The organism is Methylophilus rhizosphaerae (assembly GCF_900100975.1).
GTDB lineage: Bacteria > Pseudomonadota > Gammaproteobacteria > Burkholderiales > Methylophilaceae > Methylophilus > Methylophilus rhizosphaerae.
Genome location: NZ_FNFX01000001.1, coordinates 101,685 through 119,093 on the forward strand (window position 1 = coordinate 101,685; position 17,409 = coordinate 119,093).

16 protein-coding genes are annotated in these 17,409 nt (G+C 50.6%); 6 read left to right on the forward strand and 10 right to left on the reverse strand.

The window, feature by feature from the left end; genetic code table 11:
* The first annotated feature begins 3 nt into the window (after positions 1-3).
* The gene (locus tag BLP53_RS00455) at positions 4-336 is read left to right on the forward strand and encodes a DMT family transporter (protein ID WP_091468135.1); all 333 of its coding nucleotides are present in this window, start codon (positions 4-6) and stop codon (positions 334-336) included.
* Between the two features lie 96 nt (positions 337-432).
* A complete protein-coding gene (locus BLP53_RS00460) occupies positions 433-1,737 on the forward strand; it encodes a hemolysin family protein (protein ID WP_091468139.1) in 1,305 nt (434 codons plus the stop codon).
* An 18-nt stretch (positions 1,738-1,755) separates the two neighbouring features.
* Here BLP53_RS00460 and BLP53_RS00465 read toward each other — a convergent pair whose 3' ends face one another.
* Complete coding sequence (locus tag BLP53_RS00465; protein ID WP_091468142.1) at positions 1,756-2,658, reverse strand: DNA-3-methyladenine glycosylase family protein; 903 nt, start codon at positions 2,656-2,658, stop codon at positions 1,756-1,758.
* 258 nt (positions 2,659-2,916) lie between these two features.
* Here BLP53_RS00465 and BLP53_RS00470 point away from each other — a divergent pair, with 258 nt between their 5' ends.
* From BLP53_RS00470 to BLP53_RS00485, 4 genes are all read left to right on the forward strand, one after another.
* A complete protein-coding gene (locus BLP53_RS00470) occupies positions 2,917-3,540 on the forward strand; it encodes a hypothetical protein (protein WP_091468146.1) in 624 nt (207 codons plus the stop codon).
* 70 nt (positions 3,541-3,610) lie between these two features.
* Positions 3,611-4,078, forward strand: coding sequence for a hypothetical protein (locus BLP53_RS00475; RefSeq protein ID WP_091468149.1), 468 nt, complete (start codon positions 3,611-3,613; stop codon positions 4,076-4,078).
* A 338-nt stretch (positions 4,079-4,416) separates the two neighbouring features.
* Positions 4,417-6,174, forward strand: coding sequence for an ABC transporter ATP-binding protein (locus BLP53_RS00480; protein WP_091468152.1), 1,758 nt, complete (start codon positions 4,417-4,419; stop codon positions 6,172-6,174).
* A gap of 45 nt (positions 6,175-6,219) precedes the next feature.
* The gene (locus BLP53_RS00485) at positions 6,220-6,726 is read left to right on the forward strand and encodes a DUF1993 domain-containing protein (RefSeq protein WP_091468156.1); all 507 of its coding nucleotides are present in this window, start codon (positions 6,220-6,222) and stop codon (positions 6,724-6,726) included.
* A 34-nt stretch (positions 6,727-6,760) separates the two neighbouring features.
* On the opposite strand, the gene BLP53_RS00490 is transcribed toward BLP53_RS00485, so the two are convergent.
* From BLP53_RS00490 to BLP53_RS00530, 9 genes are all read right to left on the reverse strand, one after another.
* Positions 6,761-7,660 (reverse strand): dienelactone hydrolase family protein, encoded by a 900-nt coding sequence (locus tag BLP53_RS00490; protein WP_091468160.1) that lies wholly within the window; start codon positions 7,658-7,660, stop codon positions 6,761-6,763.
* A gap of 45 nt (positions 7,661-7,705) precedes the next feature.
* Positions 7,706-8,338, reverse strand: a complete 633-nt coding sequence (locus BLP53_RS00495) for a hypothetical protein (protein ID WP_245652550.1) — start codon at positions 8,336-8,338, stop codon at positions 7,706-7,708.
* Between the two features lie 186 nt (positions 8,339-8,524).
* A complete protein-coding gene (locus tag BLP53_RS00500) occupies positions 8,525-9,685 on the reverse strand; it encodes an LLM class flavin-dependent oxidoreductase (protein WP_091468163.1) in 1,161 nt (386 codons plus the stop codon).
* Positions 9,686-9,704: 19 nt separating this feature from the next.
* Positions 9,705-10,769, reverse strand: a complete 1,065-nt coding sequence (locus tag BLP53_RS00505; protein ID WP_091470276.1) for an LLM class flavin-dependent oxidoreductase — start codon at positions 10,767-10,769, stop codon at positions 9,705-9,707.
* Between the two features lie 243 nt (positions 10,770-11,012).
* A complete protein-coding gene (locus BLP53_RS00510; protein WP_091468166.1) occupies positions 11,013-11,615 on the reverse strand; it encodes a nitroreductase family protein in 603 nt (200 codons plus the stop codon).
* Positions 11,616-11,675: 60 nt separating this feature from the next.
* Positions 11,676-13,454, reverse strand: coding sequence for an extracellular solute-binding protein (locus tag BLP53_RS00515; RefSeq protein ID WP_245652551.1), 1,779 nt, complete (start codon positions 13,452-13,454; stop codon positions 11,676-11,678).
* Between the two features lie 96 nt (positions 13,455-13,550).
* A complete protein-coding gene (locus BLP53_RS00520; RefSeq protein ID WP_091468169.1) occupies positions 13,551-15,152 on the reverse strand; it encodes an ABC transporter ATP-binding protein in 1,602 nt (533 codons plus the stop codon).
* Positions 15,152-16,231 carry an ABC transporter permease gene (locus BLP53_RS00525; protein WP_245652552.1) on the reverse strand — a complete coding sequence of 360 codons (1,080 nt, stop codon included), beginning with the start codon at positions 16,229-16,231 and terminating at the stop codon, positions 15,152-15,154. The genes BLP53_RS00520 and BLP53_RS00525 overlap by 1 nt, the downstream gene beginning before the upstream one ends.
* Positions 16,215-17,276, reverse strand: coding sequence for a microcin C ABC transporter permease YejB (locus BLP53_RS00530; RefSeq protein ID WP_091468176.1), 1,062 nt, complete (start codon positions 17,274-17,276; stop codon positions 16,215-16,217). The genes BLP53_RS00525 and BLP53_RS00530 overlap by 17 nt, the downstream gene beginning before the upstream one ends.
* Positions 17,277-17,409: the final 133 nt, after the last annotated feature.

Sequence of the window (17,409 nt, forward strand, 5' to 3'; positions counted from 1 at the left end):
CTGATGAAATACTGGCTGTTCCTGGCCATTGCCATTGTTTCCGAAATATCCGCCACCTCTGCCTTAAAAGCGAGTGCCGGGTTTACCAAAATCGTACCTTCCATCGTGGTGGTGATCGGTTACCTGCTGTCTTTCTATTTTCTATCACTGACACTGAAAGTGATCCCGATTGGCATTGCCTATGCCATCTGGGCTGGTCTGGGCATCGTGCTACTCGCGGTAGTCGGCTGGGTGGTCTATGACCAGCAGCTTGATATTGCCGCCATGCTGGGCATCTCTTTGATTATGGTCGGTGTGCTTGTTTTGAATCTGTTTTCAAAAACAGCCTCTCATTAGGCACCTGATCTTCCGGTCAGGCTGTGACCACACAGCCAGGCACGACAAGTACTATATAATCAGATCTTTCCAATTATCTTAATTCCCCAGGTCATTATGCAAAACGAGCTGCTGCTAACCCTGTTTGCGCTTGGATTAGTGCTGCTAAACGGTTTTTTCGTCGCTGCCGAGTTCGGGCTGGTCAAGCTGCGCAGTACCCGGGTAAAAGCAGTTGCAAAAAACCATCGCTGGGTCGGCCGGATTTTAATCAAGGTCCACCATGACCTGGATGCCTATTTATCCACTTGCCAGTTAGGCATTACCCTCACCTCCCTGGGCCTGGGCTGGATAGGCGAACCAGCCTTTGCCAGGTTAATTGAACCGTTATTGCTGCTGGCCGGCGTTGAGAGCGCAGAGTTGATGCAGGCAATCTCTTTCGGCGCCGCCTTTTTCATCATTTCCTATCTGCATATCGTGCTGGGTGAACTCGTGCCAAAATCCCTGGCAATCAGGATGTCGGAAAAACTCAGTATCTGGACCGCGCCTGGCCTGTATCTATTCTACTGGCTGATGTTTCCGGCCATCTGGCTGCTGAACCAGAGTGCCAACCTGGTGTTGCATAGCTTTAACCTCAAACACGTTGAACTGAGCGACAGCAACTATTCCACTGAAGAGCTTAAGATCATCCTGCGGGCTTCCCGGCCACGAGATGAATTCAATGCCATTGAATGGAAAGTGCTGGCCCAGGCCATTGATTTCAAAGAACTGGTCGTATCAGACCTGATGCGGCCATTTGGCGAAGCCGTGGCCTTATATGAAGCCGACACATTTGCGCAGAACCTGGAGAAGATCAGCAGCCATCGCTACAGCCGTTACCCGTGGATTGGGCTGGATAGCGAAGTCAAAGGCATTATCCATATCAAGGATGTGTTAGTCGCCCTGGCCAAAAACAACCAGTTTAACGATTTGGCCAGCCTGGTCAGGCATATTGAACTGGTCTCGCCTGACACCCATGCGGCAGAGTTATTCAACCGCCTGAAAATGGGCGCACCACACTTTACGGTAGTTGGCTACGATGACTGGGAGCCCTTGGGATTTATTACGCTGGATAATTTACTGTCTGCCCTGGTTGGCGATATCAGTGATGAATTCAAGCGCTCGCAATCAGAGTGGATCAAGCTGGAGGATGGCTCGTTGCTTGGCAAAGGCACGCTGCCCATCAACACGCTGGAACGCACACTGGGTATTGATATCGTATCGGAGGAGGCAGACACGGTCGCCGGCCTGGTGTTATGGAAACTGGCGGAGCTGCCGGCAGAAGGCCAGCGCGTGGTGTTTGAACAATTTGATATCGTGATCAAGAAAATGTCGGGCCCGAAAATTCTGCTGGTCCGCGTTTATCCGCACGTGAATAATCCGTAATACTACTGCAAGGCACCATCACAGTTGTTGGGCCAAGGCATGTTGCCAGGCCCACAAATGCGCGGCCAATAATGCCCGCCAGGGCTGGTAGGTCTGCAGCCAGCGCGCAGCTTCTTTTTCACTCAACTCATCCAGCACCATCAATCCCCTGATCGCCCGACGTACGGCAGCGTCTCCATGCAATGACCCATCCAGCCAGCCATAGCCCCGGAGTAAAGTGTAGTTAATCGTCCATGGCCCAATCCCTTTAATACCGGACAAGGCGTGGGCAATCTCCTGCGATGGCGTCTCGGTTTGCAACCATGCATTGAGTGGCAAATCGCCGGACACCACCTGCTGGCTTACCTGGATTAGCGCCGTTGCCTTGGTGTGCGAAATACCCGCCTCACGCAATCTTTCAGGCAAAAGCCCTGAGACAAGCTCCGCTGAAGGATAACAATATAAGCCCGAGGAATGCCGGAGATCCACCAGTTGAATAAATTTGCGCCTTAATGCAGTTGCTGCACTCAGGCTGATCTGCTGGGCAAGGATGGCCCAGGTCACGGCCTCATAAGGACTGACGCTGACAGGAACGCGCAAACCGGATTGTGTAGTCACCATACGGCCAATAAAAGGATGGCCGGCATACGCCTGCTCAAAGATTTCTATCGCCTGATTGAAACCAAGGATATGCCGAATCAGTGCATGCACTTCATCCAGCGTAACATTCACCTGTGCATTATCCACATCCAGCGTGTAATGCACCTTGTCTTGCGAGAACTTCAAACCGAGCAAGGCCGGGTAACCTTTTAAAACGATGGCCTTTTGCAGCGCATCAGGGGTAATGCGTTCAGAAACCTCTTGTTTGTCACGGCCATGAAACAGCAAAAAATCCTGTGGCCGGAAACCGGCGGGTAATGGCATCGTGGCTTGAATATGCATAGTTCCACCTCTTGCTTCATCATCATTCAAATATGATTAGTATAAATCCGATGATGATGGCTATCGTCACACTTACACGTCTGTAGGAATATTCATACGCCATTTTCAGCCAGAAAGTGACGTGAATTTTACGGAACCTTGGGTAGGATGATGGCTGCAACCTTCAGGCAAGGCAAAGGACTCATGGCATCGTGAGTCTTTTATTATTTGTAGTCCCACACTCTTTATTGACACTGATTAATTTAGGAGCAATAAGACATGTGCAGTTCCGAACATTTCAGAACCCCTGATAACGTGATGCTGCCCGATACGCGCTGCAAGCACATGTCGATTGAACAGATTTATTCGGAGTTATTGCAATACACCCTTGATCCGAATGTGCCAGCTCATATCTCTGCCGAATTTGAAACCGCCAGGAACCTCTATTTATACACCTGGTTTGTATATGAATTTCTGGCTGTGGCCGACAGGCAAGCCCTCGCGACGCTGGAAGGCGCATTAAAAACCAGGCTGGATGAATTGAATATCGTGCGCAAGGAAAAAGATGACCTGTGGAAGCTGCTGCTCAAAGCCGAGCAACAAGCGTTGGTTGACTGGAAGGATTTACCAGAAGATATTGCACAAACCAGTCTCAAGCCACAGCCTTTGAGTAAATGCCTCAAGAAAACTGTCAAAGCACACTTGTCCGGCAACCAGGTTGGAATTGACCTGGCAATCCCCCGGACTGAAGATATGAACCTGCAGTTGCCAGGGGAAGCGGCCAACCATTTGCCAGCCTCTCAAGCGATCATAGCGATAGATGAATGCCTGGCCCAGCCAACCGGCTTCACCATACTAAAATTCAGCTGTGCGCTCATCAACGCCATTTATACGGTGCATTAACCTTGATAAATTACTGGATGGGCCTGCACTATCCCTTCTGCGATTTCACTTGAAAATGAGGAAGACGCCTATGCATCACCGAATAATAGCGATAGCGCTGCTAACCGGCAGTTTACTGGCTTCCCATACCCTTTCTGCCGCAGACAGCGGGCAAGCGCCCGCCATTGCCTTCTCTTCAAAATTCAGGAATGTGGATTACCTGTTCACCGAACATGCCGAGCGGGCCGCCATGGACGATGGCGCCAATTATGAGATTGCGATCCGTGAAGTGGGATGGGACCTGATTTCTGCCGTAGGCCGGGCATGCAGCTCCATCCACAATATCGAAGGTATTTTTATAGACCGCATTTACTTTAAAGAGCGCCATGCGCTGGTAGTCCTGGGCGTGCTGGCAGATTTAGAATTCCTGCCCTTCAATACCGAAGAGGCGATAGCCACCCCTGCGCTACAGGCATTACTGGATGCCTTCACGCGCGAGCATATTACGATAACCCAGCTGGCGGATGCTAAAGGGGTTGAGCTTTCAATGTCAAAATAATCCTTAATGCATTGACATGTGATTCCCATTACCCATTCATAAGATCCCGGTCAGAGAAAGCCAGTCGAGGCTGAACAGCGAGGGTAAGCCAAATTGGTATCTCCAAATCCATTCTCGATAAAGCGGCGCATCGTGCCACGTACCATAGAAACGGGAAATATATTTCTCATGTCTGCTGGAAAACAAACAACACTTAAACATTAACTGTTTATAAATAAGCATTTCTAAACAAACCACCCTTTGATTTCATTATAGAAAATCATGGCATGAAATTTGATAGGCCTAACCGTTGGCACAGAGCCTGAATTCTTAAGTTATGTTGTAAAAGAGAAACAATTATGAAAAACGTATGGCGTGCCATTCAGTTTATTCCCGAATATAAAGGCAAAGTCATCGGTGTCATTCTGGTAGGCACCGCACTTGGTTTCATCAATACCGCTACCCCTTACATTTACAAATTTATTGTTGATGTGATTTCGCGCATGCTTTCCGGAACGATTACAAAAGAGCAAGCCACCTGGAGCGTGACTGTTTTACTGGGGGTATTTTTCGCATTGCGTCTGGGCGTAGTCATTTTTGGTGCGATTCAAAACAAGCAGGCGGATGACCTGTGGCTGGATACCGTCAGTACATTCAGGCAGCGCGTATTCGATAATATGACGCAAAAATCCATCGACTACTTCGAGAAAACCCGTGTCGGTGAAATCATGGACCGGTTTGGGACGATCACCAGTATCACCATGTGGTTATCCTCGCTGACTGAAGGCACCTTATCCGGCATCCTCCAGATGCTGTTCATCCTGACTGTGCTGCTGCTCAAGGCCCCTGTCATCGGCCTGATCATGACGGTGGTACTCGCGATCAATTTCTGGGTTTCCTATCGCACGGTAGGCTGGACCCATCAATATCGCCGCGGCTGGCAGGCACTGGCCGGCAGGATGACAGGCCTGCTGGCGGAAATGGTGGGCAATATTGCAACAGTGAGGAGCTTTGGTGGCGAACCTGCCGTCAAACAACGTTATGACACCACACAGGCCGAATGGCGGATTGTGCGCGATAACCTGCACAAGACCCAATGGAAATCGGAACAGGGCCTGAATGTTGTCAACACCTTTGGGGTATTTGCAGCAGTCGCCTTGACGGTTAAGGGCGCGCTGAATGGGGCTTATACCACGGGTGATATCCTGCTGGTATTAACGCTTGGCCAGAACCTGATCAGCACGATTGGCCCCATTGCACGCCAGGTAAACCAGGCCAGTGAGATTGAAAGCAGCGCCGAACGCCTGGTTGAACTATTGGATGTCGAGGCTGAACACAGGGACAAACCTGACGCCATCGTGCTGGAACAGTTGGAAACCATCACCTTTGACCAGGTCACTTTCCGTTACCCTGGCAAAGAAACCAGCGCCTTAGATCAAGTGTCGTTTCATCTCAATGCAGGCCAGACACTGGCACTGGTCGGCACCAGCGGCAGTGGCAAAACCACCATCGTCAAACTGCTGATGCGCTTTTATGACCCGACCGAAGGCCGCATCCTCATTAACGGCATAGACCTCAAGGATTACCAGCAACGCAGCATCCGTGCCGTGATGGGCGTGGTATTGCAAGACGTCGCCCTGTTTAATGACAGCATAGGCGAGAACATTGCCTTTGCCAGACCTGGCGCGACCAACCAGGACGTGATTGCCGCGGCGGTTGCAGCACATGCTGACGAATTTATCCGGCATCTGGATGACCAATATGAAACACGGGTCGGTGAGCGCGGGATCAAACTGTCTGGTGGCGAAAAACAACGCGTGGCGATTGCCCGCGCCATTCTTAAAAACCCGCAGCTGATTATTCTGGACGAAGCCACCAGCGCACTGGACTCTGAATCCGAACACCTGGTGCAGCAAGGCCTGGAGCAGCTGGTGTCAGGCCGCAGTTCCATCATTATCGCGCACCGTCTGAGTACGGTCATGAATGCAGACATGATCCTGGTATTGCAACATGGCCATATTATCGAAAGAGGCCATCACGCCGAGCTGCTCGCCGTGCAAGGGCTGTATGCACGACTATTTTCACTGCAATCCAAAGGGCATCTGGCTGTTGCCTGATGTTTGACTTCAACTTTAAAACCAACTTTAAAACGGTGATTAATCATGAGCATTTCTTTATACCAGGTATCGGTGCCTGTATTTATCAAATTTCTGGGCAATCTTTCGCACATTCTGGATAAGGCCGCAACGTTTGCGTCGGAAAAAAAGATTGAGCAAAGCGTCTTACTGGAAACACGTTTATATCCCAACATGTTCACCTTTGGCCGCCAGCTCCAACGTGTCACCGACCATGCCACCAGCTATTCAGCCAGGCTGGCCGGGCTCCCTCCTCCGGCATTTGACATTTCATTAACGAGCATTGCAGATTATCAGGCATTGATTAAAGCCTCGATAGATTTCCTGTCAGGGATTGAAGCGGGCCAAATAGACGGGCAGGAATCAAGGGAGATCTCCATTCCGCGTGGCACCGAAGTAAGAATCGTGCAAGGCCAACAGCATTTGCTGAATAACATTTTGCCGAATTTCTATTTTCACCTCACCGCCGCGTACGCTATTCTCAGAAACATCGGCGTAGAGGTTGGCAAGCAGGACTTTTTAGGTAAAAGCTAATCGCAGGCAGCAATCGTTGCCTGGCATCACTCGCTTAACCTCTTAAATGCAGGTTGAAAAATTCCAGGCTACGTTTCCATGCCAGGTTGGCAGCGGTTTCATCAAACCTTGGCGTCGTATCATTATTAAATCCATGCTGGGTGCCGGCATACACATATGCCTCATAGGGAATGCCGGCAGACTTCAATGCCTGTTCATATGGCGGCCAGCCCGCATTTACCCGTTCGTCATTCTCTGCAAAATGAATCAATAATGGCGATTTGATATTGGGTACCAACGCTAACGGAGGGGCACTGCCATAAAAAGGAACAGCTGCGTTCAGGTCAGGCAACCGGGTCGCCAGAATATTGGCAATGCCTCCGCCATAGCAAAAACCAATCACGCCGACTTTGCCATTGCCTTCCGGTAACTGTTTTAGCCAATGAAAGATAGCTACGAAGTCTTCATGCGTTTTAGGCTGTTCCAGCTTTTTGAACAGTTCACGGGCTGCATCTTCATCTCCTGGATAGCCCCCTAAAGGAAACAAGGCATCTGGTGCAAAGGCAATAAAATTATCCAATGCGATACGTCGCGCAATATCTTCGATGTGCGGGTTTAGCCCACGATTTTCATGGATCACCAATACAATGGGCAATGTTCCTTTCGCATCGGCTGGCTTGACCCAGTATCCCCTGGCCTTGCCATACCCTTTCGGCGAATCCACTTCCACATAAGTCGACTGAATGCGGCTATCTTCCTCCGTAACCCGCTGTTGTGCCTGCGCAAAATTTGGGCTCAATGCTTCAAGCAAACCGGCAGCGGTCAATATGCCAGCAAACCTGGCGGCTTTAGACAAAAATTCACGCCTGTCAATATCGCCATGTACCAGCTTGTCAAACAGGCGCAATACTTCGGGGTGAAAGTCATGCGCAGTGTATTGCGGACGTTCTATCATCCTGGCTCTCCAGTAAAGAATTAATTATTTCAACATGATTAAGCCTCACGCTTCTCTGCCATGAGGCCTGTAACTCCAGTGCGGGATCAACAATAATGCGATCAATGAAAATACTGCAATCACCGCGCTGATCCAGATAACCTCAGGATTTGCAGCCATACGTTCAGGATAAATTCTCAGCACGGCACCCAGGCCAATTGCATTTCCCCCGGCAACCAGTACCGCAGCAGCAAAATCATGAAACCGACGGGCCCTGTTTGCACCCATCGCCCATTTGGGGTCAGTGTTATAACTCGGCAAATACACATGCGCACCCTGTAACTTTTCCAGTTGGGATAAAAACTCCCTCAAATTGCTGATAGCGCGCTCTGATTTGTAATCCAGGAATGCCAGGCAAGTGGAAGATACCGGAAAACCAAGCACCAGCCACTCGATGGGTAATTTGCTTGTGTTTTCCCCTGGCTTTAGTGCCACCATCGCCGCCAGCAACCCCACCATTAAAGTGACATAAAGTGCCAACGCTTGCTGGCGTTGTGTGATCCTTGCGTTTACTTCCTGGGATGCTGCCATAAAACGGTAGTTAGCATCTACAATAGATTTATGCTCCATGCCAATCTCTTTTGATTTGATATCTACAAAAAACACCGCGTCCAAGACCTGCAAGCCTTCAATTCCCAAGCGATTATAAATGCGGTGAAATACGCAGGACTTCATGCTTACAGCGCCTGATCATTTGATCAGACATCAGCTGACTAGGTTGCATTGCCGTGTCACATACAAGCCCCCTGATAAAATCACGCTTTCCATGTAAAAGCCCTCATGAAGAATTAAATTCATGAGGGCTTGAATTACTACCAACTAACTTTAAGCAACTGCGCGCAAATTACCGGCACCCGCCTTACCGCGTACCAATGGCAAGACTTCTTCCCCTACACGGTACGCTTCTTCCAGGTGGGGGGTACTGGCTAAAATAAAGGCATCAGCACCCAGCTGTACCAGTTCATCCAGGCGGGCTGCCACATTTTCGTAGCTGCCGACGATACCCAGGGTCTGGCCACCTCGCAATAAGTTGAATCCTGTCCAGATATTGGGAGACAGAATAAAGTCCTTGTAGCTATTAATGGTTTGCGGCCTCAGCCCGCGCTGTCGGCTTGCACCTACGGAATCGCCGGCATTCTGGGCTTTATAACGGTCCAGGACATCTTTAGGAATATTGTCAAAGCCACGGCTAATTTCCCGCCATGCTTCCTCCTCTGTTGGCCTGGCCAGAATATCCACGCGGATAGAGCACTTGATCTTGCGACCCAGCTGGTCCGTACGCTCCTTGACCCGCGCAAATTTGTCTTTAATCAGGTCAAATGGTTCCAGCCAGGAGAGGTAGTAATCTGCATGCTTGGATGCAGACGCGAGTGCAGCATCGGACGAACCTGAGAAATAGATTTCCGGGTATTCCTCTTTCGATAAAGGATCCGGCAAACCGGCATCTTCTACCTGGTAGAATTGGCCGTTATAGGAAAAAGGCCCGCCAGCCCAGATACCTTTTAATACATCCAGGAACTCTGTGGTACGGCCATAGCGGTCATCATGCTTGACAGGATCTCCCCACCATAATTGTGATGGTCCACCGCCGCCAGTGATGATGTTATACAGCGCCCTTCCCCCTGTGGCACGCTGCAAACTTGCTGTCATGCGCGCAGCGGTGACCGGGTTAAGGAAACCCGGCTGGAAGGGAATCATAAACCGGAAGTTTTTGGTTTCACGCGCCAGGAAGGCCGAAATCACCCAAGGCTCATCCGTGTTGGGGAATGAGGGAATCAATCCGCCCTGGAAACCTGAAATTTCTGCCGCACGTGCAATTTCCGCCAGGTAATCAATGTAGGTAAAACCATCATCGCCACCACCACTCAAGCCACTCAGGGTTCTATTGTCATTACCGGGGAACCAGTCACCGCGGAAGGGCGAACGGGCACGGTGGGAGCTGGGTTCACCATGGGTTGGAATTCTCCAAAAAACATCTATCGTCATTGTTTTCTCCTTATAAATCTCAGGCAGCCTGTTTTTGCGCAGGACGGGTTAATTCACGTACCAGTGGCAATACATAACTGCCTACACGATAGGCTTCTTCAAAATGCGGCACGGCAGCCAGTACAAACTGCGTGACACCCAAATTGGCATAAGCAGCCAGAGCGGCCGCCACTTCATCATAACTGCCGATCAAGGAAGCGTTTGCGCCGGTATATTCGGCAGCGAACCCGGGCCACAGTAATGAAGATTCATCTTTTGGAATCGGTGCACCTGTTTGCCCGAGGAAACGTTTGGCATCTGCCAGGGCTTCTTCGCGGGTTTCACGGGCCAGCACATCAATCCTGAGGGCAAACTCAGGCGCATTGGTGCTGGCAGCCTGTTGATATCGGGCAATCTGTTGGGCAATCGTTTCATGCCCGGCTGCCTCCAGCACATGCACATCGGCATGCTTTGCCGACAGCGCCACTTGTTCATCCGAACTGCCACTGAGGTAAACGCGCGGCACTTCACGGCTGGACAATGGTCCCTGGAATCCCCCATCCTGTACTTCGAAAAAGCGGCCGACAAAATTGAACGGATAGGTAGTCAACACGCCTTTGGCAACAGTGATGAACTCATCAATGCGCGCCAGGATATCTTCCTTGGGAACAAAGTCACCCAGCTGTTTACGCGTATGCTCATCACTATTACCTTCGGTGATATGCCATGCAAAGCGGCCACCGGTGTAGCGCTGGAAACTGACTGCATTTTTAGCCGCATAGACAGCAGAACCCCTTGAAGCGTCAAACTGTGTCAGCAGTTTCAGGCGCTGTGTACTTCTTGCAATATAACCGGCCACAATCCAGGGTTCTTCCCCGTCCGGATTATCGGGGATAAAAACCCCGGTAAACCCGGAAATATCCGCAGCCTTGGTCACCTGGTGGATATAGTCATAATAGTTAAATGCATTCTGGCGCGGATCAGTCACGCCGCTGCCAAAGACCGGGTAGTTAGGGTCAGCAGCTTCCCCACGACGCTGCCTGGTGGCATCGCCATAACGTGCATCACCGGATGTCGGAAGCTGCCAATAAAATTGATTAGCCATCATTATCTCCTTCATGATCTGGGCACAAACCTGTGCTGTTCAATTACGGGCTATTCAATCATTGGCAGTTTTCGTGCCAAGAATTATGTAAGGCTAATATTCGAATTAATAAACATAACCATTTGTATTAAAAAGAATTTTTCCATATGTCATTTGTGGGTAGAGAGCTAAATAGAATTGGCTGTTGCCTAAGCAGCAACTCCACCATCACATGTGTTGTTCAAGCAACTTTGCTCTCCCTGCTTACTCACTAAAACTAAACGTCCCTTCTGCAATAAACTTTTCGACGGGCTTTCTTGGCGTAGGCTGTTCACGTTCATGAAAGTCTTCTGGCAAGACCGATTTATCCGCCTGCTTGCCGACTGCGATCAGGATTTCCACCTGGTAACCTTCTGGCACGCCTAATACTTCTGGCGCCGCATCACGGTTAAAACCGCCAATCGCACGTGTCCGCCAGCCAAGTCGATAGGCTTGAAAAGCCAGGCTGGCCCATGCCGCACCAGCATCTAAAGAATGATTTTTTAACGGTGATGCCGCAGTTTCACCCGGACGCACATGTGTTTTCTTGGAAACCAATGCAATGAGTACGGCGGCGCGATTCACCCAGCGCTGATTATTCTCGTTGAGCAGCGCAAACAAATTGCCCCAGTGCGCAGAGCCATTTTTTGCATAGATAAATCGCCAGGGCTGGGAGTTATTGGCAGATGGTGCCCATCTTGCCGCTTCAAACAGGCTGAACAAAGTGGCGTCATCAATGACTTCGCCGGTGTAGGCGCGTGGTGACCAGCGGTCAATAAAAATAGGCTCTATGGAATGCTGTGCATTTCTATTTGCAGCTTGTGTCATGAAATTCTCCTTTATGGATGAGCTTGATTGCTGATGCTTCTAACCCTGTAGGCATCTCGTTTAATCAGGATTTGCTTTTTTGTGACCGGCTCCACCATCCCACCAATACGCCAAGGCCCACTCTTGCGCCCCATAATACTTGGGCAATACCTGCGGCCGCTTCAATCGATGGTGGTAAATCAGGTAATGATGGGTGAGGTAACGCCAGGGAATCACATAATGACCATGCACCAAAACACGATCCAGCGCATGTGCGGCAATTTCCAGTTCATGCTGGCTATCAGCATTGAGCAGCTTCTGGATGAGCGCATCGATTACCGGCGACTTCACGCCAATGACATTCTCCGAACCAGGCTTATCGGCATCCTTGCTGTTGAAATTACGCCATAGTTCTGCGCCCGGCATCCGGCCTTCCCGCAGGGCAATGGTCGTATAGTCAAAATCAAAGTTTTTCATCTGGCTGCGCGAAGTGGCAGCATCAGACACCCGTTTCACCACCACAATGCCCAGTTTCGACATATTCAGGCAAACCGGGTCCATGTACGGGGTCTGGCCGCGCGTGGCAAAGGTCACTTCGATGACAAAAGGCTCCCCTTTGGCGTTGCGCAATACACCATCACGGTTATGCCAGCCGGCTTCAGCCATTAATTCAAGTGCCTTGGTCAGGTTCTTCCTGATGCTGCCCGGCGGTTTGGTATTCGGTTGTTCCAGCATGGGGCCAAATACTTCGGCGGGCAATTGCTGGCGGTATGGTTCCAGGATTTCCAATTCCTCAGGGCCGGGCAACCCTTTTGCCGCCAGGGGACTGTATGCAAAATAGCTGTTCACGCGGTTGAATTCACTATCAAAGATTTTCTGGTTCATGAATTCAAAATCCATGGCGTAATTCAATGCCAGCCTGACGCGGGGATCCTGGAATTTTTCCCGGCGCAAATTGACTATCCAGCCATTCATCGCCACCGGATTCTGGTGTGGCACCAGCTCCTTGAGCAATTCACCTTCGTCAAAACGCTTGCCTATATACTGGCAGCACCAGTAGCGCATTTTATTTTCACTCAGAAAATCAAAATCACCCGCGCGTAACGCGGCTACCATGGTGTCGGTGTCTTTGTAAATACGGTAAACCACACGTTCAAAGTTATAAGTACCCACTCTTGAAGGCACCTGTGTACCCCAATAATCTGGATTGCGCTTATAAGTAACCGCCTGGCCACTGACTGCTCTCTCAATCAAATAAGGCCCTGATGCGATTGGCTCCTCCAACCCTATTTTGTTAAATGGCACGTGACTGCCATCTGCTTTTAAACCCCACTTCGGCGAGAAGACCGGCAGGCTGCCTGCCACAAAGGACAAGTCCCGACCTTTACGCTTGAATTCAAAATGGATGGTCTGGGCATCAAGCACCGTGACAGACTTGATTTCCGAAAAATACGCTTTAAATCGGGGATTGCCTTTCTTGTTGGTCAGGGTGTCGAATGAATACTTCACTTCTTTGGCTGTCACCGCATCCCCATTAGAAAACCTGGCTAAGGGATTGATATGGAAAGTGACGGCACTGAAGTCAGGGGCTAGCTTGATATCATCAGCCAGCAAACCATACTGGGTATTGATTTCATCCAGGCTGTAGACAGTCAGTGTCTCAAACATTTGCTCTATCAGCCCCGGAGCAGGCTTGCCCTTCAGGCTGAATGGGTTGAGTTTATCAAAGCCGCTGTTCTGGCTGATGACTGCAAAACGGATTTGCCCGGCTTTTGGCGCATCGGGATTGGCATAATCAAAATGCTTGAAATCTGCCGGATATTTGGGCTCACCGAATTGTGCCACCGCGTGTGCAGCCAAACTATTGCTGGATGGCATCCAAAGCATTATGGATAACGCCACCAACGACACCCATTTGGAATAAGTTTTTTTATTACGGATATTCATAAACATTCACTAGAGAGAGGCTTGTACCAGGGATTTTGTATATGGATGGCGTGGTGCCTGTATGACTTGCTCGGTATCACCCGACTCGATGATCTCGCCGTCTTTAAGTACGTAAACACGATGCGCCAGCGCCTGGATGACGGTCAAGTCATGGCTGATCAACAGGTAGCTCATACCGAATTTCTTCTGTAATGACACCAGCAACTCCAGCACCTGTTTCTGAATGGAGACATCCAGCGCAGAAGTCGGCTCATCCAGGACCACTACCTGTGGCGAGAGCACGAAGGCACGTGCAATGGCGATACGCTGCCGCTGCCCACCCGAGAACTCATGCGGATAGGAATCCAGCACCTGGGCGCTCAGGCCCACTTCGGAGAGCACCTGCACCATCCGCTCATAACGCTGTTCAGGTGTCAGCTCAGGAAAATGCAGTTCCAGGCCTTCGCCCACAATCTGGCGGATGGTCTGCCGGGGGGAAAGTGAACCGAACGGATCCTGGAACACCACCTGCAACCTGGCCCTCACCTCACGCTGTAATCTCGCACTCAGGCTATAGAGTGGCGCGCCTGCAATTTCAATGTCACCTGATTTAACCTTGATCAGGTTTAACACCGCCTGTGCCAGCGTCGATTTGCCGGAACCCGACTCTCCTACGATGCCCACTGTTTCTCCCTCTCGCAAAGTGATATCAACACCGTGCAGGGCCGTGAATGTCTGGGCGTGGAACAAGCCACGCCAGCCTTTCCTGGGCAAAGGGTATTCCACCCTGATCTGCCTGGCTTCAAGCAGGGTTTTGGCATCCCCCGCCACCGGCAGTACGTTGCGTACCGGGACGCTGTTGATCAGCTTGAGGGTGTAAGGATGTGCAGGCTGTTCAAAAATCGCCTTGGTTTCACCGGTTTCCACCAGCCTGCCCCGCTCCATCACGGCGACCCGGTGGGCAAATTTACGCACCAGGTTGAGGTCATGCGTAATCAGCAGGATAGCCATGGCATGCTCGCCATTTTCACGTACTTCCTCTTCCTGGATATCAATCAGCAATTTAACGATACGTGCCCGTATGGTTAAATCAAGTGCGGTTGTCGGTTCATCCGCAATCAGTAACTTGGGTTTGCATGACAGGGCCATCGCGATCATGGCGCGCTGGCGCTGGCCGCCCGAGAGCTGGTGCGGGTAGCTGTTGATGTTTTTCTCCGGCTGGCGGATACCGGTGCGTGTCAGCAATTCCAGGGCTTTCTGTTTTGCCTGGGCACGGGTGAGTGCCTGGTGCGCAATCAGCGTTTCAACGATTTGCTCACCGATCGTAAACAGCGGGTTCAGCGCAGTCATGGGCTCCTGGAAGATCATGGCGATGTCAGCACCACGCACACGCTGGATCTCACGCGCTGATTTCTGCAGCAGGTCTTCGCCCCTGAATATGATCCTGCCACCCAGTTCGGCGGCTTCCACCAGCTTGAGGATGGATAATGCAGTGACCGTTTTGCCTGAGCCCGATTCCCCTACCAGTGCCAGCCTTTCCCCGCTGTTAATATGCAGGTTAAGTTGTTCGACAACGGTTTTCTTCTCAAACCTGGCTGAGAAATCTTCAATGGATAATAATGGCTGTGTCATTACAAAGTACCGCCTTGTCGGGCATCAGAAATCCGGGTATCCAGCGCGTTACGCAAGGCTTCCCCGGTAAAAGTCAGCAATAGCAGGGTCAGCACCAGTACGCTGAATGCCGAGACTGCGATCCACCATGCATCCAGGTTCTCCTTACCCTGCAATAGCAGCTGGCCCAGGCTGGGCGCAGGTGCAGTCACGCCCAGACCCAGGAAATCCAGGCTGGCCAGTGCCATGATGGCGGCACTCATGCGGAAAGGTAAAAAGGTGATGACAGGCGTCAAACTGTTGGGCAGGATATGCCGCCAGATGATCTGGAAATTAGACAGGCCCAGCGCCCGGGCGGATTTGACATACTCAAGCTGGCGGTTGCGCAAAAACTCTGCGCGTACATAATCGGATAATGTGATCCAGCCGAACAATGACAGCAGGCCGAACAGCAGCAACAGGCTGTGGTCAAAAATAGAGGCAAAAATAATCAGCAGGTAGAGTTCCGGCATGGAGCCCCAGATATCGATTAAGCGTTGCGTAACCAGGTCGACCTTGCCGGCGAAATATCCCTGTATGGCACCAAAAAATATCCCCAGTATCACCCCCACCGCAGTCAGGCCAAGTGCGAATGTGACTGAGACCCTAAAACCGTAAAGCAGGCGCGCCAGGATATCGTAACCAGCGATATCGGTACCCAGCAGGTTTTCATCGTCAGGCTTGCCCGGGTAATGTTCCGCAGTCGAAAAATAATTCAGCGTATCGTAGTAATAAGGGTTAAGCGGATAGATGGCGAAGTTGTCCTGCCTGGACAGTTGCGCCTTGATGAAGGGGTCATGATAGTCGGCCTGTATCGGCAGGTTGCCACCAAAGACAGACTCGGGGTAATCATGCAGCAAGGGGAAATACCATTGCTGTTCGTAACGCACGATTAATGGCTTATCATTTGAGATCACCTCACCTGCCAGGCTGATCACATACAGCAATACAAATACAATCAGGCTCCAGTAACCCAGGCGGTTGCGCTTGAAGCGTTGCCAGTTACGGCGGGCAGGAGAAAGATGGGGAATGACCTGGCTCACTTTATGACTCCTGCGCATCGAACTTGATTCTTGGATCGACCAGCACATAAGCAAAATCGCCCAGCAGCTTGATCAGCAAACCGATTAACGTAAACAGGTACAGTGTTCCCAGCACCACCGGGTAATCACGGCTATTGATAGACTCAAAGGAAAGCAACCCCAGGCCATCCAGTGAAAACAGGGTCTCTATCAACAGGCTGCCGGTAAAAAAAGCCATGATGAAAGTCGCAGGAAAACCGGTAATCAGCGGCAACAAGGCATTGCGGAAGACATGCTTCCAGAGCACCTGCCGTTCGGATAACCCTTTGGCTCGTGCGGTCAATACATATTGCCGGCGGATCTCCTCCAGGAAAGTATTTTTTGTGAGCAGTGTTTTAAAGGCAAAGGTACTGACCACCGAAGCAGTCACAGGCAAGGTGATATGCCACAAATAGTCTGTCACTTTGGCCAGAGGGCTTAATTCGGCCCAGTTATCAGAGGTCAGTCCGCGCAAGGGAAAAATATCCCAGAACGACCCGCCGCCAAACAATACAATCAGCAGCACCCCCAATACAAAGCCGGGAATGGCATACCCCACCAGCACTACCAGGCTGGTCACAAAATCGAACGTGGTGCCTGCCCTCACCGCTTTGGCGACTCCTAGTGGCACGGCAATCAGGTAAGTCAGCGTGAATGTCCAGAAGCCCAGTGCAATCGATACGCCGAGCTTGTCTTTAATCAGGGATAAAACGCTTTGGTTACGGAAATAACTTTCCCCGAGGTCGAAACGGGCGTACTGCACAATCATTTGCCAATACCGCTCCAATATAGGCTTGTCAAAGCCATATAACTCAGTGAGCTGTTCCACCTGCTGTGTATCTATGCCCTGCCTGCCGCTATAACTCCACCCGCCGGAACCGGAAGAACCATCGGTACCGGAACGTGCATCTTGCGCATCCAACTGTGCAATGGCGCTATCCACCGGCCCACCGGGAACAAATTGGGTCACCAGGAAAGTTAAGGTCATCACCCCGATCAGGGTGGGAATCATGATAAGCAAGCGCTTCAGCAGGTAGTGCCACATATTCTTTTGTTTTGTAATGTTGTTAAGTCATTAATGCTGGCGTAATACTGCAGATTCCGTACCAACTATGAAAGCGCACTATTTTTAATGTAAAAAATAAATTTAATTGATGAATATCAATGACTTAAAAAAA